Origin of the sequence: Pseudoalteromonas sp. Z1A2 (genome assembly GCF_011378755.1) — a bacterium.
Lineage (GTDB): Bacteria > Pseudomonadota > Gammaproteobacteria > Enterobacterales > Alteromonadaceae > Pseudoalteromonas > Pseudoalteromonas distincta.
This window is the reverse complement of sequence record NZ_WTKX01000016.1, coordinates 1-25,237: the sequence shown is the minus strand read 5'-3', so window position 1 is coordinate 25,237 and position 25,237 is coordinate 1. Positions and strand designations below refer to the sequence as shown.

General features: G+C 39.8%; 25 protein-coding genes. 10 read left to right on the top strand and 15 right to left on the bottom strand.

The features are described 5' to 3' along the window. Positions 1-57: 57 nt before the first annotated feature. Genes hemW through GQR47_RS12070 form a run of 6 tightly spaced genes read right to left on the bottom strand, consistent with a single transcriptional unit; the run spans position 58 to position 4,411 of the window. A complete protein-coding gene (hemW, locus tag GQR47_RS12095) occupies positions 58-1,194 on the bottom strand; it encodes a radical SAM family heme chaperone HemW (protein WP_165723836.1) in 1,137 nt (378 codons plus the stop codon). Next, complete coding sequence (locus tag GQR47_RS12090) at positions 1,191-1,790, bottom strand: XTP/dITP diphosphatase (RefSeq protein ID WP_002962573.1); 600 nt, start codon at positions 1,788-1,790, stop codon at positions 1,191-1,193. The genes hemW and GQR47_RS12090 overlap by 4 nt, the downstream gene beginning before the upstream one ends. Before the next feature lie 4 nt (positions 1,791-1,794). Next, the gene (locus GQR47_RS12085; protein WP_165723835.1) at positions 1,795-2,238 is read right to left on the bottom strand and encodes a DUF4426 domain-containing protein; all 444 of its coding nucleotides are present in this window, start codon (positions 2,236-2,238) and stop codon (positions 1,795-1,797) included. Between the two features lie 60 nt (positions 2,239-2,298). Then, entirely contained in the window at positions 2,299-2,832 is a 534-nt protein-coding gene (locus GQR47_RS12080; protein WP_165723834.1) for a YggT family protein, read from the bottom strand. A gap of 26 nt (positions 2,833-2,858) precedes the next feature. Next, the gene (gene proC / locus GQR47_RS12075) at positions 2,859-3,680 is read right to left on the bottom strand and encodes a pyrroline-5-carboxylate reductase (RefSeq protein ID WP_002962567.1); all 822 of its coding nucleotides are present in this window, start codon (positions 3,678-3,680) and stop codon (positions 2,859-2,861) included. A 17-nt stretch (positions 3,681-3,697) separates the two neighbouring features. Continuing rightward, positions 3,698-4,411 carry a YggS family pyridoxal phosphate-dependent enzyme gene (locus tag GQR47_RS12070; RefSeq protein WP_165723833.1) on the bottom strand — a complete coding sequence of 238 codons (714 nt, stop codon included), beginning with the start codon at positions 4,409-4,411 and terminating at the stop codon, positions 3,698-3,700. A gap of 2 nt (positions 4,412-4,413) precedes the next feature. Between GQR47_RS12070 and GQR47_RS12065 the strand changes: the two genes are divergently transcribed. Both GQR47_RS12065 and GQR47_RS12060 read left to right on the top strand, forming a co-directional pair. Continuing rightward, positions 4,414-5,454, top strand: coding sequence for a type IV pilus twitching motility protein PilT (locus tag GQR47_RS12065; RefSeq protein WP_024596218.1), 1,041 nt, complete (start codon positions 4,414-4,416; stop codon positions 5,452-5,454). A gap of 9 nt (positions 5,455-5,463) precedes the next feature. Further along, positions 5,464-6,600, top strand: a complete 1,137-nt coding sequence (locus GQR47_RS12060; protein ID WP_024596219.1) for a PilT/PilU family type 4a pilus ATPase — start codon at positions 5,464-5,466, stop codon at positions 6,598-6,600. 74 nt (positions 6,601-6,674) lie between these two features. Here the strand turns inward: GQR47_RS12060 and ruvX are convergent, their stop codons facing one another. The 6 genes from ruvX to GQR47_RS12030 form a co-directional block, all read right to left on the bottom strand. Next, positions 6,675-7,124 (bottom strand): Holliday junction resolvase RuvX, encoded by a 450-nt coding sequence (gene ruvX / locus GQR47_RS12055; protein ID WP_002961947.1) that lies wholly within the window; start codon positions 7,122-7,124, stop codon positions 6,675-6,677. Positions 7,125-7,161: 37 nt separating this feature from the next. Further along, complete coding sequence (locus GQR47_RS12050; RefSeq protein WP_165723832.1) at positions 7,162-7,719, bottom strand: YqgE/AlgH family protein; 558 nt, start codon at positions 7,717-7,719, stop codon at positions 7,162-7,164. A 115-nt stretch (positions 7,720-7,834) separates the two neighbouring features. Further along, the gene (gene gshB, locus GQR47_RS12045; protein ID WP_154903711.1) at positions 7,835-8,785 is read right to left on the bottom strand and encodes a glutathione synthase; all 951 of its coding nucleotides are present in this window, start codon (positions 8,783-8,785) and stop codon (positions 7,835-7,837) included. Positions 8,786-8,839: 54 nt separating this feature from the next. After that, positions 8,840-9,574: a 16S rRNA (uracil(1498)-N(3))-methyltransferase gene (gene rsmE, locus GQR47_RS12040; RefSeq protein ID WP_002961950.1), complete on the bottom strand. Its 735-nt coding sequence runs from the start codon at positions 9,572-9,574 to the stop codon at positions 8,840-8,842. 68 nt (positions 9,575-9,642) lie between these two features. After that, complete coding sequence (locus tag GQR47_RS12035; RefSeq protein WP_165723831.1) at positions 9,643-10,143, bottom strand: hypothetical protein; 501 nt, start codon at positions 10,141-10,143, stop codon at positions 9,643-9,645. A gap of 65 nt (positions 10,144-10,208) precedes the next feature. Then, positions 10,209-11,102 carry a hypothetical protein gene (locus GQR47_RS12030; protein WP_165723830.1) on the bottom strand — a complete coding sequence of 298 codons (894 nt, stop codon included), beginning with the start codon at positions 11,100-11,102 and terminating at the stop codon, positions 10,209-10,211. A 77-nt stretch (positions 11,103-11,179) separates the two neighbouring features. Between GQR47_RS12030 and glnE the strand changes: the two genes are divergently transcribed. Then, complete coding sequence (glnE, locus tag GQR47_RS12025) at positions 11,180-13,975, top strand: bifunctional [glutamate--ammonia ligase]-adenylyl-L-tyrosine phosphorylase/[glutamate--ammonia-ligase] adenylyltransferase (protein ID WP_165723829.1); 2,796 nt, start codon at positions 11,180-11,182, stop codon at positions 13,973-13,975. Between the two features lie 73 nt (positions 13,976-14,048). Here the strand turns inward: glnE and GQR47_RS12020 are convergent, their stop codons facing one another. The 3 genes from GQR47_RS12020 to tolC form a co-directional block, all read right to left on the bottom strand. Further along, positions 14,049-14,621 (bottom strand): toxin co-regulated pilus biosynthesis Q family protein, encoded by a 573-nt coding sequence (locus tag GQR47_RS12020; protein WP_165723828.1) that lies wholly within the window; start codon positions 14,619-14,621, stop codon positions 14,049-14,051. Between the two features lie 41 nt (positions 14,622-14,662). Continuing rightward, on the bottom strand, positions 14,663-15,592 hold the full coding sequence (gene lpxL, locus GQR47_RS12015) for an LpxL/LpxP family Kdo(2)-lipid IV(A) lauroyl/palmitoleoyl acyltransferase (protein ID WP_149603220.1): 930 nt from the start codon (positions 15,590-15,592) through the stop codon (positions 14,663-14,665). A 111-nt stretch (positions 15,593-15,703) separates the two neighbouring features. Beyond that, positions 15,704-17,059 carry an outer membrane channel protein TolC gene (tolC, locus tag GQR47_RS12010; protein WP_165723827.1) on the bottom strand — a complete coding sequence of 452 codons (1,356 nt, stop codon included), beginning with the start codon at positions 17,057-17,059 and terminating at the stop codon, positions 15,704-15,706. A 151-nt stretch (positions 17,060-17,210) separates the two neighbouring features. On the opposite strand from tolC, the gene GQR47_RS12005 reads away from it, so the two are divergent. The 7 genes from GQR47_RS12005 (at position 17,211) to parC (ending at position 25,065) form a co-directional block, all read left to right on the top strand. After that, complete coding sequence (locus GQR47_RS12005; RefSeq protein ID WP_002961957.1) at positions 17,211-17,837, top strand: NUDIX domain-containing protein; 627 nt, start codon at positions 17,211-17,213, stop codon at positions 17,835-17,837. A gap of 26 nt (positions 17,838-17,863) precedes the next feature. After that, positions 17,864-18,322: a DUF1249 domain-containing protein gene (locus GQR47_RS12000; protein WP_165723826.1), complete on the top strand. Its 459-nt coding sequence runs from the start codon at positions 17,864-17,866 to the stop codon at positions 18,320-18,322. Continuing rightward, positions 18,309-19,094, top strand: coding sequence for a metallophosphoesterase (locus GQR47_RS11995; protein WP_165723825.1), 786 nt, complete (start codon positions 18,309-18,311; stop codon positions 19,092-19,094). The genes GQR47_RS12000 and GQR47_RS11995 overlap by 14 nt, the downstream gene beginning before the upstream one ends. Then, entirely contained in the window at positions 19,079-19,639 is a 561-nt protein-coding gene (locus GQR47_RS11990; RefSeq protein ID WP_002961960.1) for a YqiA/YcfP family alpha/beta fold hydrolase, read from the top strand. Before GQR47_RS11995 ends, GQR47_RS11990 begins: the two co-directional genes overlap by 16 nt. Before the next feature lie 107 nt (positions 19,640-19,746). Next, positions 19,747-21,636: a DNA topoisomerase IV subunit B gene (parE, locus tag GQR47_RS11985; protein WP_002961961.1), complete on the top strand. Its 1,890-nt coding sequence runs from the start codon at positions 19,747-19,749 to the stop codon at positions 21,634-21,636. 29 nt (positions 21,637-21,665) lie between these two features. After that, positions 21,666-22,760 (top strand): PQQ-dependent sugar dehydrogenase, encoded by a 1,095-nt coding sequence (locus GQR47_RS11980; RefSeq protein ID WP_165723824.1) that lies wholly within the window; start codon positions 21,666-21,668, stop codon positions 22,758-22,760. A gap of 10 nt (positions 22,761-22,770) precedes the next feature. Beyond that, positions 22,771-25,065: a DNA topoisomerase IV subunit A gene (parC, locus tag GQR47_RS11975; RefSeq protein ID WP_024605066.1), complete on the top strand. Its 2,295-nt coding sequence runs from the start codon at positions 22,771-22,773 to the stop codon at positions 25,063-25,065. Positions 25,066-25,237: the final 172 nt, after the last annotated feature.

The window sequence follows — 25,237 nt, the reverse complement described above, 5'->3', positions numbered from 1 at the left end:
AACCCATTAGGGTGAATTATATTTATTAGTTTTATATTGTTGTGCAGTGCCTTAGCGCTACACAAACAATTCTAGCAGGTCATTTAAAAAGCGATGACCTTTTAAGGTTACCTGCCAATGGCTGTCTGTTTGAGTCAATAAACCTTTATTTATTGCTTGGTTTAATGCACTTTGCTGACTTTGCAGCGGCAGTGTTGTTAGTTTATTAAAGTCATTAATTGGGCAAGGCTCAACAAGGCGAAAGCGATTCATAAAAAATTCAAACGCTAAATCGTCTTGCTCTACATGCCAGCTTTTATACATATACGGTTTAATTAAATCCATATAGCCGCGAGGATGTTTAACCTTTTCGGTACGCGTTATAAGCCCTGTATTTGCATCAGTAACCTTACCATGTGCGCCGCAGCCAATACCGAGATAATCGCCAAAACGCCAATAATTTAAGTTATGTTGGCATTGATAGCCCGGTTTTGCATAGCCCGATATTTCGTATTGCACGTAACCTGCTTGCGCGAGTAACTCAACCCCTTGTTCTTGAATGTCCCACAGTGTTTCATCTTGTGGCAAGGTAGGGGGCTTTGAAGCAAACTGAGTATTGGGTTCAATAGTTAATTGATACCAAGATATGTGCGGTGGATCGAGCGCTATTATTTGTTTTAAATCACTCAGAGCATCATCAAGTGTTTGCCCAGGTAAGCCATGCATTAAATCAAGATTAAAGCTATTTAAACCGGCTTCTGTAGCTTGTTGCGCGGCATAGTTTGCCTCGTCGCTGCCATGAATCCGACCAAGTGCTTTTAACTTGTCGTTTTGCATGCTTTGCACACCGATAGAAATACGGTTAATGCCTGCTTTTACGTAATCTTTAAAGCGACCTGTTTCTACTGTACCAGGGTTGGCTTCAAGGGTTATTTCGCAGTGTTCTTCAAGCCCAATTAGGTTGTCGACTTCATTTAATAAACGGGTATAAGCTGCACCAGTTAATAAGCTTGGTGTGCCGCCACCAATAAAAATGCTGTGAATTTTACGTCCTTGCACTAAGTGCAAATCTGCTTTTAAGTCATCAATTAAGTGTTGAACATATTCAGCTTCAGGTATTTCACCTTTTTGTCCGTGGCTATTAAAATCGCAGTACGGGCATTTTTGCACGCACCAAGGCACGTGCACATATAAGCTCAGTGGTGGAAGGTTCACAGGCCGCCTTTTTGCTGTAGTTCTAGTAATAATTTTTGCAGCGCTTGTCCGCGATGACTCACTGCATTTTTTTGCTCTTTTGTAAGCTCTGCACTCGTACAATTTTTCTCTGCTACAAAAAACACAGGATCGTAACCAAATCCACCGTTGCCATTTTGAGTGAGCGTAATTTCGCCCTCCCAACTAGCACTACAAATAAGCGGAGTAGGGTCGTCTGCGTGGCGCATTAACACCAGTACACACCAAAAGCGTGCACTGCGAATAGGGTTATCACCTAAATCTACGAGTAACTTATCAATGTTATCTTGATCGCTGGCACCTGGGCCTGCAAAACGGGCTGAGTAAACACCGGGTGCGCCATTTAGGCCATCAACTTCTAAACCTGAGTCATCGGCAATAGCAGGCATGCCAGTAATTTTAGCGGCATGGCGCGCTTTAATAATGGCATTTTCAACAAAGGTAGTGCCGGTTTCGGCAACTTCACCTACGTTAAAATCGCTCTGTGGAACTACATTAATATTCAAAGAGCTTAGCATGTTAGCTAGCTCTTTTACTTTGCCAGGATTACCTGTAGCAAGTACTAAAGTTTTGGTCATGTTATTAATCTACGTAAAATTTTTGCTGAAACTGTAATTTTTGAAATTGATTATTTTGTTGTATCTCAATCTCAAAGCGTAAAATCTCTTCGTTGGTGTAATCAACTTGGGCAAGGTAATAAATTGACTCACCTTCTTTTACTTCTTTAAAAGTAAGCGTTTGTTTGTTGCCTAGTAGGTTTTTCGCTGTGCCTGTAAGCTTTGCCGTTTGTGCTGTTTTATCGGCATCATTTTTTAATATAGAAATGTTTACAACCCCTTTGTAGCCACTGCGCTCAAGGTTGTACGCTTTTGCTATTTTTGGCTGAATAAAAGTAGAAGGAAAGGCGATGTAATGGACTTGCCAAGGGCCAAGCTCTTTGTATTGTGCGCCCTGCATTTCTTCGCTTTGCGCGTTAAATGCAAATGCTAAACAAGCAATAAAACAAAACTTAATTAAACGGTTCATTATGTATTCCTCAAAACATATAAAAAAGAGGCCTTTGGGCCTCTAATTAAAAAATCTATATTAGACTAGAAAATCCATAAGCAGCATTTGCAAAAACTGAATACCAATAATAAGCACTAAAACTGATAAATCTAAGCCACCCATTGATGGCAATATTTTACGAATTGGTTTTAGCATTGGTTCAGTAAGCTGGTGGAAAACCGCTTCTATAGGGTTATAACCTTGGCTAACCCAACTTAAAATAGCGCGAATAATAAGTATCCAAAAAACTAAGTTAAGGCCTTCTTTTAGTACCGTTATAAGTGCTTGAATAAGCACAGGCTGTATTGCCCACGCATTATATATAACAAGCATTAAAGTACTAATTTTGGCTACAGCTACTATAAATGCCAGCAACAGAGATGCTAAATCAAGTCCGCCAAACCCCGGAATGATTTTACGCAGTGGTTTTACCGCAAACGACGTGGCTTTAACCACAAACTGGCTCATTGGATTATAAAAGTCGGCTTTTGCCCACTGCAGCCAAAAGCGCAGTAATACCACCATTAAAAACAAATCAAACAGGGTACTGATTAAAAATTGCATGGCATTCATAGTGTAACCTTCAATAAAAAGTGGTTTTAAAGTTCTTTTTCCATTTGCTCTGCACGCGCAATACACGCATCCATTGCATCGCCAACGGTTTTAGTTAAGCCTTCGTCTTTTAAGTGCTCAACAGCTGCGTGAGTAGTGCCGCCTTTAGATGTTACGTTTGAACGTAGTTGCGAAATACTAATATCAGGCTGGCTAAGTGCCATTTCGGCAGCGCCAAGGGCTGTTTGTTGTACCAGGCGACGAGCGTCTTCATCGTTAAAGCCCAGCGCTTTTGCTTTTTCTTCTATGGCTTCCATAAATAAGAAAAAGTAAGCAGGTGATGAGCCGGTTACAGCAATAATATCGTTAATTTGTGACTCTTTTTCCACCCATACAACAATGCCCGTGCATTCAAAAACTTGTTGTACAAATTCGTGTTCGCTTTGTGTTTCGCCCGCACCATATAAACCTGATACTCCGCGACCTAATAAAGATGGCGTGTTTGGCATGCAACGTACCATTTTAACGTCTTGGCCTAGCATTTCACGTAAACGTTTTACAGTTAAGCCCGCCGCAACAGAAATAAACAGTTTATCGCTAAAATCTACGCCCGACTCTTGAAACGATTTACATAAATCGCCCATCATTTGTGGTTTAACAGACAAAACAATTACATCAGCATCGCGCAGGGCTTCGTTATTGTCACTGGTGGTTTGCACCTTGAAATCAAATGCTACCTTTTCAAGCTTTTCTTGGTTGCGGTTAGTCGCAATTATGTTACTTGCGTTAAAGCCGTTTTTTACCATGCCACCAATAATGGCGTAGCTCATATTACCTGTGCCTATAAATGCGATTTTTTTATCTGACATAAATCTGTTATCACCTTTTAAGTTCGTGTTCCAAAAATGTCTGTGCCGATCCTTACCATGGTTGAGCCTGCGCTAATGGCAGCTTCAACATCGTTACTCATACCCATCGACAAAGTATCTACTTGAGGATATTGGGTCTTTAGTTTATCAAAGCAAGTTTGTAATTGCTCAAAAGATTGAATTTGCGTATCCAGTTTGTCGCTTTTAGCGGGAATTGCCATTAAACCTCGAAGTGTTAAGTGCTCACATTGGTTAATATAATCGGCAAGTTCATCTATTTCATCGCGGCGGCAACCTGACTTTGCTTCCTCATTACTTATATTTACTTGAATAAGTATATTAAGAGGTGGTTTATCGTTTGGGCGCTGGGAATCTAATCGCTTTGCTATTTTTATGCGATCAACACTTTGCACCCAATCAAAGTTAGCAGCTACTAATGCACTTTTATTTGATTGAATAGGGCCAATGAAATGCCAAATGATGTCGCTATATGACTGTAGTTGCGCTATTTTATCTATAGCCTCTTGAACATAAGATTCACCAAATTCGCGCTGACCATGCTCATAAGCTGCAATAATATCTTCGCTTGGTTTAGTTTTAGACACTGCTAGTAGAGTAACTTCGTTAGTGTTTCGCTGTGTGTTTTTTGCCGCGTCTGCAATTCTAGCGTAGGCGGATGTGAGTCGTTCTGCTATTGTAACCATATATTTATCAGTTAGTTGTGGAGTCATAAATGGATATTACCGAATTATTAGCGTTTAGTGTGCAACACAAAGCATCCGATTTACATTTATCGTCGGGTGTTTCACCTATGATACGCGTAGACGGTGATGTTCGCCGCATTAATATACCAGCCCTTGCAGACAAAGACGTAAACAGTCTGGTTTACGATATTATGAACGATAATCAACGCAAGGACTACGAACAAAACCTCGAAGTGGATTTTTCGTTTGAAGTGCCTAATTTAGCACGTTTTCGTGTGAATGCGTTTAACTCTAATCGCGGGCCTGCTGCGGTATTTCGTACCATACCAAGTGAAGTGTTAACGCTTGATGATTTAGGTGCGCCAGATATTTTTAAAACAATCTCTGATACCCCACGTGGACTCGTGTTAGTCACAGGGCCAACGGGTTCAGGTAAATCAACAACACTTGCCGCTATGGTCGATTATATAAATCAAAATAAACATCACCATATTCTAACAATAGAAGATCCAATCGAGTTTGTTCACGATAATAAATTAAGTTTAATTAACCAACGTGAAGTTCACCGCGATACACATAGCTTTTCAAACGCGCTACGTAGTGCATTGCGTGAAGACCCTGATGTAATACTTGTGGGTGAGTTACGTGATTTAGAAACAATTCGTCTTGCAATGACCGCTGCTGAAACGGGTCACTTAGTGTTTGGCACGCTACATACAACATCTGCACCAAAAACTATTGACCGTATTATTGATGTATTCCCAGGTGAAGAAAAAGCTATGGTACGCTCAATGTTATCTGAATCTTTACGTGCGGTAATTTCACAAACACTGCTTAAAAAAATTGGTGGTGGGCGAGTTGCAGCACACGAAATTATGATTGCAGTCCCTGCTATTCGTAACTTAATTCGTGAAGATAAAATTGCACAAATGTATTCGTCTATTCAAACCGGTGCGTCTGTGGGCATGCAAACAATGGATCAGTGTTTAACTAATTTAGTTAATCACGGTATTGTTACAAATACGGCAGCGAAAGAAAAAGCGCAAGACAAAACACAATTTGGTGGGTAAGAAATTATTATGGCTTTATCTTTAAACGACTTTTTACTCATAATGATTGAGAAAAAGGGTTCTGACCTATTTGTATCGAGTCAGTTACCTGTAAGTGCAAAAATAAACGGTGAACTAACAGCTCTCAGTGACGATAGACTGACTGATGAGCAATCGCTTGAGTTAGTAGAATCTGCAATGAGCGAAAAGCAAAAAGCAGAATTTCATACAACGAAAGAATGTAACTTTGCGATTGCTACCGACGAAGGGCGTTTTCGTATTTCTGCTTTTTGGCAGCGCGATAGAGCAGGTATGGTTATTCGCCGTATTGTGACGCAAATTCCTGATGTGAGTGATTTAGGTCTGCCGTCTACGCTGACAGATGTAATTATGTCTAAACGCGGTCTTGTCTTGTTTGTAGGTGGTACAGGTACGGGTAAGTCGACCTCACTAGCTGCACTTATTGGTTATCGAAACCGTAATCAACGAGGTCATATACTGACCATTGAAGATCCGATTGAGTTTGTTCATGAGCATCGTAAAAGTATTATTACTCAGCGCGAAGTAGGGCTTGATACAGAAAGCTTTGAATCGGCACTTAAAAGCTCATTACGCCAAGCTCCAGATGTTATTTTGATTGGTGAAATTCGATCGCAAGAAACCATGGAATACGCCCTAAGCTTTGCTGAAACCGGGCACCTGTGTGTTGCAACACTACATGCTAATAATGCGAACCAAGCGATTGACCGTATTATGCATTTAGTACCAAAAGAAAAACACGATAAGCTTAAGTACGACTTAGCACTTAACTTACGTGCCATTGTTGCTCAGCAATTAGTGCCGACTGCTGATGGTGAAAGCCGTGTTGCAGCTATTGAAATATTGCTTAACTCACCAATGGTCGCTGAACTGATTAAAAATGGTGATATTGGCGGAATTAAAGAGGCAATGGCTAAGTCGAAAGAAATGGGCATGCAAACCTTTGACCAAGCGTTATTTGAGTTGTACAGACAGCAGCGAATTAACTACGCTGATGCACTGCACCATGCTGACTCGCCAAATGATTTACGCTTAATGATAAAACTGCGCAATAACGAACAACAAGGTGCGGGCTTTTTACAGGGCGTTACTATTGATGGCCTTGATGATAAAAATAGCGATCAATAATTTAAAAGTAATTAATAAAAAAGCGCCAATTGGCGCTTTTTTTATTTGTATAAAGGGTTGTTTATATAGCCAGTTTATTCACCGTAACTAGATTCAAAAAAGCTTTCTAAAATAATAACCGCAGACATATTATCTACGTTACCTTTACCTAAGTTTTTATAGCCGCCACTTTCAAAAAGTCGCGCTTTAGCGTCCGCTGTCGTTAAGCGCTCATCTTGTGTTTGCACAGGAATGCCATAATGATTATGCAATCTGTTGGCAAACTTTTTTGCTTTAAAGGTAACCTCTTGTGATGTTCCATCCATATTTAGCGGTAAACCAACAACCATTAAGTCAGGCTGCCACTCGGCTACTTGTACGGCGATATGGTCCCAGTTAGGAATGCCATCTTGTGCTTTTACAGCCTTAAGGCTAGACGCACTGCCGGTTAACTCTTGCCCAATAGCAATACCAATACTTTTGGTGCCAAAGTCAAAGCCCATTACAGTGCGTTCGCCTTGCGGCTTAAGCGATTTTTTTGTCATGTGTATCTTGTTTAAGTTTGCTAAGGGTTAGTTACTATTATGCGTGACCAGCTTCAGGGCTGAGTTGGCTAATATCAAAGCCCAACATTGAAACTGCTTTTTCCCATCGTTTTTCAACGGGGGTATCAAAAATGATCTTCGGATCGGCTTCTATGATCAACCAGTTGTTATCAAGTAACTCTTGTTCGAGTTGTCCTTGCTCCCACCCTGAATAACCAAGTGTAATAATAAACTGCTCTGGTGCTTGTGCAGTGGTTAAGTTTGCTAGAACGTCTTTTGAGGTAGTGATCATAATATCGCTACTGAGTTTTTGACTTGCTGAATAACCCGATTGGGGAGAGTGCAGTACAAAACCACGGTCAGTTTTAACGGGCCCACCTGCAAACACACTTACTTTTGCTGCGTTTTGCGTTTTGTCGTTATCAATTTCTATTTTATCTAAAAGTTCGCCAACAGTAACATCAATAGGTTGGTTTATTACCAAGCCCATAGCCCCATCTTCATTGTGCTCACAAATATAGGTAACAGCACGTTTAAAAAAAGGGTCTTGCATTGACGGCATCGCGATTAAAAAATGATTTTCTAATGACTGCATAGATTTCACCCTTTTTAGTTAATGAACTTTGAGTATGGCATAGTTATTTAAATTGACATAAAAAGCCCATTAATTGCATGAAAGGCTTAAACTAATGGGCTTTTTATTGTGGTAATTACTTACCTAATTTACGCTCAATTGCATCAAATAAAATACCTGTGATAGAAATATCATAAGCAGCTTCAATTTCGCGTACGCACGTTGGTGCAGTTACGTTAATTTCAGTTAATTTATCGCCAATAATATCTAAACCTACAAATATTAAGCCTTTTTCTTTGAGCGTTGGTGCAACAGCTTGCGCTATTTTTAAATCTGATTCGCTAAGTGGACGGGCTTCACCTCGACCGCCTGCAGCCAAATTACCGCGTGTTTCACCATTTTGTGGTATACGCGCTAAACAATATGGAATAACTTCGCCATCAACTACTAGTACGCGCTTATCGCCTTGTTTGATCTCTGGAATGTAATTTTGCACCATTGCGAAGCGGCTGCCGTGCTCGGTTAACGTTTCACAAATTACACCAATGTTGGCATCGTCTTCTCTGATGCGAAAAATCGATGCGCCACCCATGCCATCAAGCGGCTTTAAAATAATGTCTTTATGCTGTGCTAAAAATTCACGAATTTGTTTTTGGCTACGTGTAACAAGTGTGTCTGGCGTATGCTCGCTAAACCATGCTGTAAACAGCTTTTCGTTAGCATCGCGAAGGCTTTGTGGCTTGTTAATTATTAACGTACCTTCTTGTTCAGCACGCTCTAAAATATACGTCGCGTAAATGTATTCAGTATCAAAAGGAGGGTCTTTACGCATTAAAATTACGTCAAGATCGGCAAGGGCTATAGTGGCTTTTTCTTCAAGCTCATACCATTTTTCTGCATTATTAAACACTTGCGCTTTAGACGCTGTAGCGTACGACTTGCCTTTACGAAGAGATAAATCGTCCATCTCCATATAATAAATTTCGTAGCCACGTTCTTGCGCTTGCATCATCATTGCAAAACCGGTGTCTTTTTTGATGTTAAATCCACTAATAGGATCTGAAATAATACCTAACTTAATTGCCATGCGCTGTGCCTTACTATAAATGTTACTGTTTATATGAGGGTGCTTTTAGTTATTTCAATTAGCTAAATCGCCAAATTGAAGTTGTAATGCACTTAAGACCGTTAAAGCGGCTGTTTCCGTTCGTAAAACGCGCGGGCCTAAGCGAATATCTACAAACTCTAGTTGTTTGGTTAGTGCCATTTCATCGTCGGTAAAGCCACCTTCGGGGCCTACTAAAAAGCGTACGCCATCTTTAGGTACCGTAATGGTTTTAATACTGTGCTCAGCACGAGGGTGAAGAGTGAGCTTAATTGCATCGGTTTGTTGTGCAAGCCATTGTTTTAAATCTATAGGTGGGTGAATAATTGGCACAAAATTACGCCCTGACTGCTCAGCCGCAGCAATTGCAATTTTTTGCCATTGTTGGTGTTTTTTCTCAAGACGATCGCCCATTAGTTTCACACCACAGCGTTGACTAAAAATAGGGGTGATTTCGGTAATACCTAGTTCAACTGACTTTTGAATTGTAAAATCCATTTTATCACCACGGGATACACACTGACCTAAATGAATTTTAAGTGGAGATTCTACATCGTGAGGGTTAAGTTCTAATGGCATTACGACGACTGTTTTTTTTGTTACCTCAATTATTTCACTAAGGTATTCGCCACCTTCGCCATTAAAAATAGATACATGCTCGCCTACTTTCATGCGCAGCACTCTGCCAATATGCCCTGCAGCATCGTCATCTAAAGTTACAGGGGTGTTTAGGGCAATACTCGATGTTTGATAAATATGAGGAACTCGCATAGGGCGTCACTTACTACATAGCGTAAAATATATATTGCTATGGTAAGTAAGCTGGGGGCTGTGCGCAATTATTTATTTTTATTAAGTTGTTCGGCGAGATCTATTAAATCTTGTGGGGTATGCGCTATATCGTGATGATTTTTCGAAGGTTCCGTTAACGTCTCATCGGTAACCCGGCTTAGTGTATAGCCTGTATCATCAAGATTTATTAAAAAGCGTTCTTCATGTAAGGAGTTATAAATAAAGCGCTGCTTATCACTTGCGAGTAAATAATCGGTGCTATTGAAAAGGACTCCGTGTAAATCGTGATGATCTTTTAAATAATTAATTAACTCAGAAACGCTTATTTCGTTTTCAAGATCGCAATAACTATAGTCTTTAATAAGCTCGTCAAACATCATTTTTACTAATTGGCGGGTATTACTCCCTGCAGCAATAAGTGTACTCGCTTTTGTTATGCCATTACTATTTACATAGTATTCGGCAAATGCGCGGCTAAATTCGTTGTCTATGTCAATTAACAAATAGTTCGTTATTTCAGGCGGCATAGAGCTAGGACCTTGTTGCATCTAAGTAATTACCATTATTACTTAAATGCAGACGTTTTAATTGCTGTATTTTCAGTAAAAAAGGTCTAAAGAGAAAACATACTAATAAGTAAATAACCAATAGCACAAAAAACAGCAAATTCTATGCATGCTACCCCAATATTATCTTGATGGTCTATTTCAAGAGCCGTATCAATATTTGGTAAAGAGATAACTTTTATCACATACGTTAAGCCGTAAAGTAGTATCCACATTACACCGCAATGCATTACAAGTGTAAATATGTTTTCAACCATTTTACCGTTTTGAAATGCTGCGCTAGATAAACCAGCATATACAGCCAACGCTAAGCCAATTGATTTTCCAGCATATCTTATACCAATAGATGTATTTTCTAGGTTAAAGTTACTTTGTAGTGACGCACCTTGGTTTGCTTTTGCAAAACGGTGTTCTCGTATTTTGCTATCAAGTGCAAACATCCCCTGAAGTGTAAAAAAGCTAACGCAAGCAATAAGTAAGTTGCTAAACCCTTGGGTGTGCGTCCACGTGTACAAGCCCAGAGTAATAATACAGTTAGCGATTAACATTCCTGAGTCTACCAATGCAGCACATACATTTTGTTTTAGTATGGCAGCTTCTTCATTAAATCTGTGGAGTATCCATTTTCTGTGAATTAAATGGCCCACTTTTATAAAAGTGAATAAGAGAACAATAATAATTAACACTTTTAACGGGTTTGACTGTGCAGTGCTTACGCTTATTTCGTCAAATAAAAAGGCTATAGTGGCTATAACAACCGATATTTCAGATGCAAAACTAATACCCATAGCAAAGTTGTCGTGTTGCGCTAACTCATCTTTAAGCGCTTGTTTTGCTTTGATTTGAGTGACAACTCGTAAACAAAAAATAGTTATGCAAATAACCGCAAAACTAATGGCAATCGCAATAAAACTAGTGTTAGATAAAGACAAATATGACATGGTGATCCTAATTAAGTTAACCTTTCTAGGTTTTAATCATTCTAGTACGGTTATTGATGATATAAAAGAGAGGATTGATGAGTAACGTAAAGCAACTTCCTATTCAATTACAAAAACTTGGCTTGATGCGCTTTGAACAGTTATACCCGCAGCAAAGTAAACAAAGTGAAGTTGTAAGGTTATTAGCATTAAGCGACTTTGCTTGGCGCAGTTTAGAGTCACAACCTGATTTAAATACCTGGCTATTATGCAAAGACGAAATACAAAATAGAGTAATAGACTCTCCTTTTAAAAACCTGAATTTAGCTGACCTTGATGAAGCACAGTGCCATAAAGTACTTCGTCAATATCGTGAAAAGTACTGGCTTAAAGTCGCCTTTTTAGATTTATGCTGTAATAACCCCATTGCCGATAGTATTAATTATATAAGCCAACTGGCTGACATGCTAATTAATAGCGCCAACCAATGGGCGCATGCACAGGTGGCAAAAGTAAATGGTGAACCGCTTGATGGGCAAAACCAAGCAATGCCGCTAATGGTATTGGGGATGGGGAAGCTTGGCGGACAGGAGCTAAATTATTCCTCTGATATTGATCTTATTTTTGCGTATCCGCGCAGCACAAAAACCCAAGGTGGCCGCAGAAGCCTTGAGGCCCAAGTGTTTTATACCAAAGTTGCACAAAAACTGATTGCAGCACTTAACCAAGCCACCGGTGATGGGCAAGTATTTAGAGTTGATATGCGCCTACGCCCGTTTGGCGAAAGCGGCCCTTTGGTTATGAGCTTTAATGCCATTGAAGATTACTACCAAGAACAAGGGCGCGACTGGGAACGCTACGCCATGTTAAAAGGGCGCTTAATTGGCACTCCTAATAAGTATTGGGATGAATTTATTAAGCTTTTAAAGCCGTTTGTTTACCGCCGGTATATTGATTTTTCGGTGATTGAATCCTTGCGTAAAATGAAGTTAATGATTGCACAAGAGGTTCGCCGTAAACGCTTAACTAATAATATAAAACTAGGCGCTGGTGGTATTCGTGAAGTTGAATTTATAGTACAAGCCCTGCAAATGGTAAGAGGTGGGCGAGAGGCTAATTTACAAACCCAATCTTTACTCAAAGCATTAAATGAGTTGGCACTTAACCAAGTTATAGATGAGCAAGAAGCAAGCGAGCTGAGGCGCAATTACCTTTATTTACGTAAAGTTGAGCAGTACCTTCAAATATTTGACGATCAGCAAACGCAAACACTCCCCGATGATGAATTGAATCAGCAGCGCTTAAATTTATTATTAGAACAAGCTGATTTTTCTGCCACTTTAAACACTATAGAAAAGGTGATGAAACAAGTTAACGGTGAGTTTGCACTTGTGATTGGCGAGGAAACCGTGCCACTTGATACCTGTGAAGGCGCATTTATTAGTGCTTGGGATCATGGTGATGTGAGCTTTTTAAAAGAGGCCAGAGATGAATGGCAAGCACCCCTTAACGATTTTAAATTAAGGCTGTCTAAGGTAAATATAGGTAACCGAGGGCGTGACACTCTTGATAAGTTAATGCCTGTTTTACTAAATCAATTAAATGACTTTAATGCCAGTGCAGCAGCTTTCACAATGGTTTGCCAAATTTTTAATAAGATAATTTCGCGTACTGCCTATTTAGAATTGCTTTACGAAAACCAAGGAGCATTAAAGCAACTTGTTTTACTGTGTTGTCATAGCAAATGGATAGGGGAGCATATTTCTCGCTACCCCATATTACTTGATGAACTAATAGACCCCGCAGTTCTTTATAAGCCAACCCCGCTCACAGCGTATAAAGATGAAATAAGACAGTATTTTTTACGAATAGAGCATGACGATTTAGAACTGCAAATGGAGTCGCTTAGGCAATTTAAGCAAACGCATCAATTACGAATTGCTGCCGCCGATGCAACCGGTGTTCTTGATGTAATGAAAGTAAGCGATCATTTAACCGTACTGGCAGAGGCGATTGTTGACCAAGCTGTTAATATTGCATGGCATAACACTGTTAAGCGCTTTGGTATGCCCCCTGGCACAGATGATGAAAATAAAGGTTTTGCTGTTATTGCATATGGTAAAACAGGTGGCTTAGAAGTCGGGTACGACTCAGATCTAGATTTGGTGTTTGTGCATAATCATGATGGCTCAAGCCTAACTAATGGTGAAAAACCGATAGATTCTCGCCAGTTTTATTTAAAGCTCGCTCAGCGCCTAATGCATTTATTTAATACCCGTACTGCATCGGGCATTTTATACGAGCTTGATACACGATTACGTCCTGAAGGAGCCTCTGGTTTATTGGCTATCAATTTAGAGAGCTTTAATCACTATCAGCAAACTCAAGCATGGACGTGGGAGCATCAAGCACTTGTTCGGGCTCGATTAATTTTAGGTCAAAACGATCTGATAGATCGTTTTTCACAAATTCGTAAAAATATACTTTGCCAGCAACGCGATGATACCGTGCTAAAAGCTGATGTAATAAAAATGCGCGAAAAAATGCGCGACCATCTAGCGAAGGGAAATATTGATCAATTTGATTTAAAACAAGATGTTGGTGGCATGGCTGATATTGAGTTTATTACGCAATATTTAGTACTTAAACACGCAAACGAGTTTGAACAGCTTACAGTTTACTCAGATAACGTAAGGATATTAACGGATGCGGCAAATATAGGTTGTATTACTAAAGAGCAAAAGCAGCAGTTGATAAAAGCGTATATTGATTATCGCTCGTGTTATCACGTGTTGAGCTTGGAGCAAAAAGGCAAATTGATCCCGCGAGAAACGTTTTTACAAGATATTACTAACGTAACTAATATTTGGAATAGTATTTTTGAATTGAATTGAATTGAATTGAATTGAATTGAATTGAAAACCCAAGCGCTTGCTTGGGTCTATGTACGTGTAAACCCTTAAACCCTTAAACCTTTAGTTTTAAACAGTTTGTACGTACAAATTCTGATGGTAACTCGGTAATAACCGCTGCTCTTTGTTTATGGCAAAAGTAAGTATAAACCTCATGCTCAAAATCATCATTTATAGCGCGTCCAATTTGGTACAGTGCTGAAGTAAAGTTACTGTCTACTCTAAAATGATCTTTAACTACGTAATCTTTACTTAAGTACCAGTAAAGCTCAATCCCCTCGTTTTTAGCATATTGATTAAGTACATCTTTAAGAGTTGTGCCATTTTCAAAGCGCCTAGGTTCAACCTCTCCAGTCCAATTTGTAGGCATTGGATCTACTGTTCGCGCACGTTCAGCCAATACTCTATCCAAGGTTTGTTCTGGTGTTTTAAGTTTTAAAACAAATTGATCTCGTTCTTTATTACTTTTTACTTGGTTACGAATGGAGGAGTAAAAGCGTGATAATCCTTCGGCGGCTGCATTTTTAGATTTTTTAATATCAAATACAGAACCATCACCCACTAAAAAGTATACGGCGAGTGCTATTAGCACGGCTGCAAATGATATATGTCTAATCCAAAACCACATGATTATTACCCACCTTATTTGTTCCTATTATTGTTATACCATTACTTTTTGTAAAAAGAAGGGGTATTTTTATCCGGTCGAGTTTTAAAGCGACGGTGTAGCCACATGTATTGCTCTGGTGCTGCATTAACAGATTGTTCCATGCGTTGATTTACACGTGTTACATCAGCCTTATCATCACCACTTGGGAAGTTTTCAAGCTCAGGTACTACCTCTAAATGATACTTACCATTTTCGTCACGACGCGAGATTAAGCTCATAGTTTCGCAGTTTTTACTGCCAGCAAACATAAGAGTACCTGTTGTCGTTGCTGTGTCAGGGACTGCGTAAAATGGCACAAACTCACAGCGGTTACGGCCGTAATCTTGGTCAGGTAAGTAATAGCATACCTTTTTGTTTTTTAATGATTTTAGTAAACCTTTTACATCTTTTCGGCCAATTAGGTATTCGTTAGAACGAAGGCGGCCATTAGTTGTAAAGTATTCCATTAGAGCGTTGTTGTGAGGGCGGTAAAAGCCTAAACCTTGGCATTTTAATCCCATTACACGACTCGCCATTTCAAGATGCAGAATATGAGGGACAAGCAATAAAACACCTTTACCAGATGCCTGTACGCGCTCAAAATGCTCCAAACCTTTGATTGAGCCATATACACTTTTTACTCGCCACTGCGGCCACCACCAAGCCATGCCGGTTTCAACCATTGCAATGCCGGTGTTTTCCATATTTTTGAGTACAAGTTCTTTTTGATCTGCTTCGCTCATATCAGGAAAGCACAGCTTAATATTTACTTCTGCAATATGGCGACGGCGCTTCATAAATTTATGAACTAAGCGACCAAGCTGTTTACCCATTGCCAATTGTAGTTTTTGTGGTAGCCAAGAAATTAAATATAAAAATAAAACGCCAACCCACGTTAGCCAGTATCGAGGGCCTAAAAAAGATGCTTTAAAAGGAGATGAGGTGACCACAAAAATCTCTCTGAGAATAAAAACGATAGTTTAACGCTAAGCGCTATAAAATACAAAAAGCCAGCTACATGCTGGCTTTGAATAAATCTATATTATGTTTAGCTGTAAAAGTTAAGCTGATTTTAAACCTTGGTTTATAGCAACTAAATCTTCACTTGTTAGTGTACCCGCAGCTTGTTTTAAGCGAAGGGTAGATAACACATAACGGTAACGCACATCAGCAAGGTTACGTTTTGCATCGTATAAATTTTGCGTACTCACTAGTACGTCAACAATGGTACGAGTACCTACTTCAAAACCGGCTTCAGTTGCTTTAAGGGCACTTTGAGCTGAAACAACCGCTTGCTCTAGCGCTTTGTAAGTCGCAATATCTGAAACAACTTGATTATAAGATGTAATTACTGTGCGAGTGACTGCGCGGTAATTTGTTTCATAATCTTGGCTCGCTGATACGTAAAACGCACGCGCTTGGTTTGTTGCAGCAACCGTTGCGCCACCTGAATATAAAGGTACGCTAAAGTTAAGCCCAACAGAACTTGAGTCTGAACGCGGTTGGTCATCAAAATTAGCGCCATTTATTTGAGTGTCTGTAAGAGAGTCACCATAACTTGCACTTAGAGTTAGTTTTGGATAATGACCTGCTTTTGCTAATTCAATTTGATCTTTTGCAATATCAACCGTTACTTTAGAGACTTGTAAGTTGATATTTTTATCTTCAGCTACTTTAACAAAGTCGCTTGAGCGCTTAGTTGGTTTAGTTGTTGAGAAAGTATCTGTATTTAAAAAGTCTAATTTTTCGTGATATTTACCAGTTATCTCACGAAGTTGCTCGCGTGCAGTTTCTACAGCATTACTGGCAATAATTTCTTGGGCTACTGAGTTATCAAACTGAGCTTGTGCTTCGTGTACGTCTGTTATAGCTGTTAAACCTACTGCATAACGTTGTTTTGTTTGCTCAAGTTGACGTGAAATGGCACGTTTTTCTGCTTCGACAAATTCAAGGTTATCACTGGCACTTAATACGTTAAAATAACCTTCAGCAACGCGTACAATTAAATTTTGTTTAGCTGCATCATATAGGCCGCTTGCTTGTAGAGCTTGCTTATCGGCAATATCTAAAGTGTTCCAAGCACCTAAATCAAATAATGTTTGGCTTAAACTTACACCGCGAGAGAATTGGTCTGTATCACTTTCAACTTTTACTTGGTTAGATAAGTCGCCAACGCTTTGGTACGACGTTGCATCGCTTTTCGTATAACCCATAGTTAAACCAATTTGAGGTAATAGTGCACTCATCGCCAAATCGCTTTGGTAAGACTGCGCATCGGCTTGGGCTTTTGCTTTTAAAACAGTAGGATCGTTAGCTGTCGCTATTTCAAAAACTTGTAGTAAATCTTCAGCTTTCACTGCTGTTGCACCTAATGCGCATGATAAACTAACTAGCGCCGCAAGAATGTTCTTTTTCATGTGGGGTTCGGTCCTTAGACAATTTTTGTACTAAAAGCATGTTAACCTGTTTTACTGCATAACAAAAAAAATAATTAGTAAAACAGTATGTTCAAGTGTAACAGAATATATTAACGCATTTTAAAGCTTTAGATAAGTAGGAGGTAGGCACGTGGTTGATAAAAAGCTCGTTCAATTTACACATAAAGATGTAAATTTAAAGCCAATAAAAAACCTTTATAAAGGTTTTTTTCAGGTTGATTTATACCAGTTTGAACATGCTCTTTTTGCGGGTGGAAAATCAGAGCTAATTAGCCGAGAAATATTAGAACGTGGCGATGCAATTGCAGTACTCCCTTATGACCCAATATCAGATACTGTTCTTTTAATTGAGCAAATACGTATTGGCGCTATTAAAAGTAAGCACTCGCCGTGGCTACTAGAATGTATAGCCGGAATGACTGACGGCAGTACGGATTACGAATCAGTTGTAAAAAAAGAAGCGTATGAAGAAGCTGGGCTTGAATTAACTGAACTTGAATTTATGCTTTCATATCTATCAAGCCCTGGTGGTACAACTGAGCGCTTACATTTATATTTAGCGCGTGCTGATTTAAGCCAAGTGAAATCAGGTGTATATGGTCTTGAAACTGAAGGCGAGGATATAAAAACTCATATTTTATCGGTTGATGATGCGCTAATGCGCCTCAATAACGGTGAAATGGATAATGCGGCAACGGTTATTTGTATGCAGTGGCTTGCGCTAAATCGCGAAAAAATGGCAAGCAAATGGGCATAAACTCTTACTAATATTATGGCGGAACTTTGACAGCACAATTAGCAACAAATCGATATATTCAAAGCCTCCCAAAGTATTTAACACTTTGTGAGCATAACTATGAGCGACTATTAAAGTTGTTACCGAGCGAGCGCAATATAGGAAGCATTCGTGAAGTAAAACTTGGCAACAGTGAATTTGCTACAAAAATTGATGGCAGCGCAAAATACACTATGGATATTTCAATTAAGCAGCTAACAGGAATGGTTAAAGGGATAGCGCCGCTGTATTTAACGGCTCGCTTGTATCATGATGCGAAAGTAGCTGAAATTATTCATCACGATTACCATCAACGCATAAAACCATCGTACGGATACCCCAACCCTAAAATGCATCAAAAAGATGAAAAGTATCAACTTAATGCTTTTTTATACGACTGGTTAGTGGCCTGTGTAGAGCATGGGCAAGCAACATTAAATTGGGATGTAAATAATGGCTTGGTTTGATGGTACATATACATTTGATAAATCATCTTTGTGCATTGCGCATATTACTGACAGCCATTTATTTGCAGATAAAAATGGTGAATATTTTAATGTAAATACTGCAGCTCATTTTGAACAAGCTTTGGCACGCATCGCTGAGCAGCCAGTAGATTGCGTAATTTTTGGTGGTGATTTAACACAAGACCATAGTTTCGAATCGTACTTATTATTTAGTGAACTTATAAATGCCAGTGACATCACTTGCCCTGTATTTTGGGTACCAGGTAATCATGATGAACTAGTAATGCTTAATCGCATAAGTGGCGGAAAAATAAATTCGGCTAAACATATTATTGCTAACGGGGTTGAGCTGCTTCTTATTAATTCTAAAGGGCCCACGCCCGCAGGATGGGTTACTGGCGCGCATTTAGATGAAATAACTGATACTTTAGTCAACTCGAATAATAGTAAAGTTATCTTTTGCCATCATAATCCGCTGCCAATAAATGGCTATCTTGATAAGCACTTATTAGAAAATGGTCCACAGCTTTTAAATATTTTAGTTAATAGTAATAATGTATCTGCGCTTTTTCATGGTCATGTACACAACGATTATGAACAAAATTTTAGAGGCTTGCCTATATATGCAAGTCCTGCCAGTTCAGTCCAGTTTGTAAAATACACTCCAAAGTGGGAGCAAAAAAATGCAGGGCCTGCTTACAGAATGCTAAATATAAAGAGTAAAAAAGATAAAGTTGAAGTAAAAACGGAAGTGGTATGGCTAAGCGCGTAATTTATATTCATGGCTTTAATAGTTCACAAAAATCATATAAAGCTGTGCGCTTTGGTGAGCTTATGGCAAACTATGACGTTGATTATTGTGTACCGAACTTAAACCACGAGCCCCTACAAGCTATAATTGAGCTTGAACAATTACTAACGCCAGATACCGTTTTATTAGGTAGCTCGTTAGGTGGTTTTTTTGCCACGTATTTATCGCAGCGTTATCAAATTCCTGCAGTGGTCATTAATCCCGCGGTCGCACCTTATAATTTATTACAGTCGTTACTTGGGCCTAATTATAATCCGTATCAAGATTATCATTACGATTTAAATAACAGTCATATTGAGGCGCTGAAATTACTCGCTGTAGATAAATTAGCACATCCTGAGTTACTGTATTTATTACAGCAAACAGGCGATGAAGTGTTGAACTTTCAACACGCAGTAAAATATTATTCGCAATGCAAGCAATTGATAGAGTTTGGTGGCGATCATAGCTACGTTGAATTTGAACGCACCTTTGCAAGTATTGTAGATTTTCTTAAAATCACGTAAAACTAGTTAGCCTGAACTGAGGTTAGTTACTATATTAACGCTTTAGCGCATATAACAATAAAACTAGTAAACGTATTAGAGCCTTAGCGGATATAAAGACAAAAACTATGAGTGATCAAAATTATAACGCCGAAGCCATTGAAGTACTTAATGGATTAGATCCGGTAAAACGACGCCCAGGGATGTACACCGATACCGTACGCCCAAACCATTTAGGCCAAGAGGTTATCGATAACAGTGTCGATGAAGCTATGGCGGGTCATGCTACTCGTATCGACGTAATTCTCCACGAAGATAACTCGCTCGAAGTGAGCGATGACGGACGTGGTATGCCTATTGATATTCACCCTGAGGAAGGTATCCCTGGGGTTGAACTAATTTTCACTAAGTTACACGCCGGTGGTAAGTTTTCTAATAAAAACTATCAATTTTCGGGTGGTTTACACGGTGTAGGTATTTCTGTAGTAAATGCGTTATCTACACGTGTAGAAGTAACCGTAAGGCGCGACGCTCAACAATACAGAATGGCATTTGAAAATGGCGATAAAGTAGAAGATTTGAGCGTAATTGGTACTGTTGGTAAGCGCAATACAGGTACCACCGTTCGTTTTTGGGCTGATGTTAGCTACTTTGATTCACCAAACTACTCAATTACCAAACTTAATCATTTATTAAAAGCCAAAGCGGTCTTATGCCCAGGACTGCGTATTAAGTTTGTTAATAAGCAAACGAAAGAAACCAAAGAATGGTTTTACGAAACTGGCTTAAAAGACTACCTAATTGAAGCCGTTAAAGGGTTTGAAACATTACCGCAAGACCCATTTGTAGGTGAATTTAAAAGCTCAATTGAAGGCGCTGATTGGGCTGTTGTATGGCTACCTGAAGGTGGCGAATCAATAGCGGAAAGCTACGTAAATTTAATTCCTACCGCGCAAGGTGGTACACATGTAAATGGTCTGCGCCAAGGCTTGCTTGAAGCAATGCGAGAGTTTTGTGAGTTTAGAAATTTACTACCTCGTGGCGTAAAGCTAACACCGGATGATATTTGGGAACGTTGTAGTTACGTATTGTCGGTTAAAATGCAAGATCCACAATTTGCAGGGCAAACCAAAGAAAAACTTTCATCACGTTCATGTGCCGCATTTGTATCGGGTGTTGTAAAAGATTCGTTTAGTTTATGGCTAAATGAACATACCGATACCGCAGAATTATTAGCTGAGTTATGTATTTCAAACGCGCAAAGCCGTTTGCGTGCAGCTAAAAAAGTTGTACGTAAACGAGTTACTGCAGGGCCTGCATTACCAGGTAAATTGACCGATTGTAGTGCTGCCGATAATGACCGAACCGAGCTGTTTTTAGTGGAAGGTGATTCTGCTGGTGGTTCTGCTAAACAAGCGCGAGACCGTGAATTTCAGGCAATTATGCCGCTACGTGGTAAAATTTTAAATACCTGGGAAGTAGAGTCGGGGCAAATACTAGCATCACAAGAAGTACATGATATTTCAGTGGCACTGGGTATTGACCCAGAATCAACAGATATGTCGGGACTGCGTTACAATAAGATTTGTATACTGGCCGATGCTGACTCGGATGGATTACACATTGCAACACTGTTATGTGCACTGTTTGTTCGTCATTTTCCAGAGTTAGTAAAAACAGGGCATGTGTATGTTGCAATGCCGCCATTATTTAGAATAGATATTGGCAAAGAAGTTTATTACGCCCTAGATGAAGAAGAGAAAACCGCTATTTTGGCGCGCATAGAAGCCGAGAAAAAACGCGGAAAAGTAAACGTACAACGATTCAAAGGTCTGGGTGAAATGAATCCGTTACAGCTTCGTGAAACCACTATGGATCCTAATACACGACGCTTAGTGCAGCTTACGCTTGATGAAGAAGTAGAAACCATGGAAATGATGGATATGCTACTTGCTAAAAAACGATCGCCTGATCGTCGTCAATGGTTAGAAGATCATGGTAACAAGGCACTCGTTTAATTGCTTGTGCCTAACACTAGGAGAGACGAATGAAAAAGTTACTAGGAAGTTTGCTGTTACTTGGGCTGACTAGCGCTCCTGCAATGGCTAAAAATATACTTGATAAGCTCACCGTAGCACCTGGGTTTGAAATTAGTTTATTTGCAAATGATGTAGAAAATGCACGTCAAATAGCCGTTTCAAAAAAAGGTATTGTGTATGTTGGCTCTCGTAAAGCGGGCAACGTATATGCGCTTATTGATCACAATAGCGACGGCGTAGCAGATAAAAAAATTGTTGTGGCTAAAGGCTTAAACATGCCCTCTGGCATAGCAATAAAAGATGGTGATTTATATGTAGGCGAAGTGCATCGTATTATTCGCTTTAAAAATATTGACACCCAATTAAAAGATCCAAAATTTGATGTGGTCTATAACAAACTACCGAGTGAGCGTCATCATGGTTGGAAATTTTTACGTTTTGCACCAACGGGAGAATTAATCATTCCGGTGGGTGTACCGTGTAATATTTGTGCTGAAGATGAGCGTTTTGGCCGTATTTTTGCGCTTAATGTAGAAACAAAACAAATAAAAACAATAGTCAAAGGCGTGAGAAATACAGTGGGTTTTGATTTTCATCCTGCTACTCAAGCTTTATGGTTTAGTGATAACGGTCGCGACATGATGGGCGATGATATTCCGCCTGATGAGTTAAACCGTGCAACGCAAGAAGGTGAGCATTTTGGTTTTCCGTATGTTCATGCCGGCGCAATTATTGACCCTGAGTTTGGGGAAGGTAAAAACATTGCCGATTACACATCGCCAGCACTTGCACTTCCAGCGCATGTAGCGCCACTAGGTATTCATTTTTATAACGGTAAGCAATTTCCAGCAAGTTATAAGCAACAATTATTTGTTGCTGAACATGGCTCATGGAACCGTTCTAAAAAGTCAGGCTATAAAGTAGGGCTAGCAACAATCGAAGTAGGTCGCGTAACTAAATATACGCCATTTATTACTGGCTTTATGAAAGATGAAACAACATTTGGACGCCCTGTTGCATTTGCAGAATTAGGTGACGGCAGTCTGTTAGTAAGCGATGATTACGCCAATGTAATCTACCGTGTAAGCTATAAGAAAAACTAGGTAAGCTTTAATGAGTGATACAGATACCTTGCTAATGCAAGGAATTGAGCAACAAACAATGGGGCGTTTTACCGAAGACGCCTATTTAAATTATTCCATGTACGTAATCATGGATCGTGCCCTACCTCATGTAGGTGATGGTTTAAAACCAGTACAGCGTCGTATTATTTATGCGATGAGCGAACTGGGCTTGTCAGCTAACGCTAAGTACAAAAAATCAGCCCGTACAGTGGGTGACGTACTTGGTAAGTACCATCCACACGGCGACAGTGCCTGTTACGAAGCTATGGTATTAATGGCGCAGCCGTTTTCTTATCGCTATCCTTTGGTAGATGGACAAGGAAACTGGGGTGCGGCAGATGACCCTAAATCGTTTGCAGCAATGCGTTATACCGAAGCGCGTTTATCTAAGTTTTCTGAAGTTCTGCTTAAAGAGCTTGGCCAAGGCACTGTTGATTGGACGCCAAACTTTGATGGCACCATGGATGAACCTGTAGTATTGCCTTCTCGTTTACCGCATATTTTACTCAATGGTATAACGGGTATCGCCGTAGGTATGGCAACAGATATTCCGCCACATAACGTACGTGAAGTGGCTAGCGCATGTTGTTTATTACTTGATAAACCAAAAACAGAGCTTGAAGAATTACTTGAGCTTGTACATGCACCAGATTACCCAACAGATGCTGAAATAATTACCCCAAAAGCCGATATTCATAAAATATATAAAACCGGTCGTGGGTCTATCAAAATGCGTGCGGTTTACACCGAAGAGCATGGCGATATTGTTATTACAGCGCTGCCGCATCAATGTTCAGGTGGTAAAGTACTTGAGCAAATTGCAGCGCAAATGAACGCTAAAAAATTACCTATGATTGCTGATTTACGTGACGAGTCAGATCACGAAAATCCAACGCGTATTGTAATTATTCCGCGCTCAAACCGCATTAAAGCTGAGCCATTAATGGCGCACTTATTTGCAACCACCGATCTTGAAAAAAATTACCGCGTAAACTTAAACATGCTAGGCCTAGATGGTCGCCCGCAAGTTAAAGACTTGCGCTGTATTTTAAGTGAGTGGCTAACATTTAGACGCGAAACAGTGCGTCGTCGTTTGCAGTATCGTTTAGATAAAGTATTAGCACGTTTGCATATTTTAGAAGGTTTATTAGCAGCCTTTTTAAATATCGATGAAGTGATTGAAATCATCCGCAGCGAAGACAAACCAAAGCCTGTATTAATGGAGCGCTTTGATTTAACTGATACGCAAGCAGAAGCTATTTTAGAATTAAAACTTCGTCATTTAGCAAAACTTGAAGAGTTTAAAATTCGCGGTGAGCAAGATGAACTAGCCAAAGAGCGTGATAAATTAGCGCAAATTTTGGGCTCAGAACGTCGTATGTCGACACTGCTTAAAAAAGAAATTCAAGAAGCCGCTGAAATGTACGGTGACGATCGTCGCTCGCCAGTGATTGAGCGCTCAGAAGCGAAAGCACTTAACGAAAAAGATTTAATTCCGTCAGAGTCAGTTACTGTTGTGCTATCAGACAAAGGCTGGGCACGCGTTGGTAAAGGTCATGACTTAGATGTACAAGGCTTAAATTATCGCTCAGGTGACGGCTTTAGAGCCTCTGCTCGTGGTAAGAGTAATCAACCTGCGGTATTTTTAGACTCAGCAGGGCGGGCGTTTGCAACTGATGCGCACAGTCTACCTTCGGCGCGTAGCCAAGGGGAGCCAATGACAGGTCGTTTTAACTTAACACCAGGCGCTAATTTTGAGCACGTGGTAATGAGTGAAGACGAGCAAGTATTGCTTATGGCGTCAGATGCAGGTTACGGCTTTATTACCGACTTTAAAGACTTAGTGAGTAAAAATAAAAACGGTAAAGCGCTGGTAAGTGTCCCTAAAGGTGGAATATTACTTTCTCCTATTAGAGTGAACGATGTTGCTAGCGATTACTGTATGGCTATTTCTAACGAAGGTCGCATGCTTTTATTCCCGCTGCGAGACTTACCAAAGTTAGGCAAAGGTAAAGGTAATAAAATCATCTCTATACCAGGTGCTAAAGTACAAGCCCGTGAAGAGTTTGTAAAAGTGCTTGCTGTTGTACCACAAGGAAGCAGTGTTACGCTTCATGCTGGTAAGCGTAAACTAACGCTTAAACCAAGTGATTTAGAGCATTATCATGGTGAGCGAGGGCGTAGGGGTAATAAACTACCGCGCGGCTTACAGCGTGTTGACGAAGCCGTTGTTGAGCTAACCCCACAAGATGATGAACCAATAGAAGCCATTAACGAAGAGTAACCAATTACTTTTTTGTATAAATAAAACGGTCTGCATTTGCAGGCCGTTTTTGTTTTAAAATAAAGAGCTTGCATATTTCAGCGTATGAATCGCCCCGTGTTTGCCAGAGACTCAATAACTTGAGAAACTGGAACTATGAAAAAATCAAATCGCTATACATCAGAATTTCGTG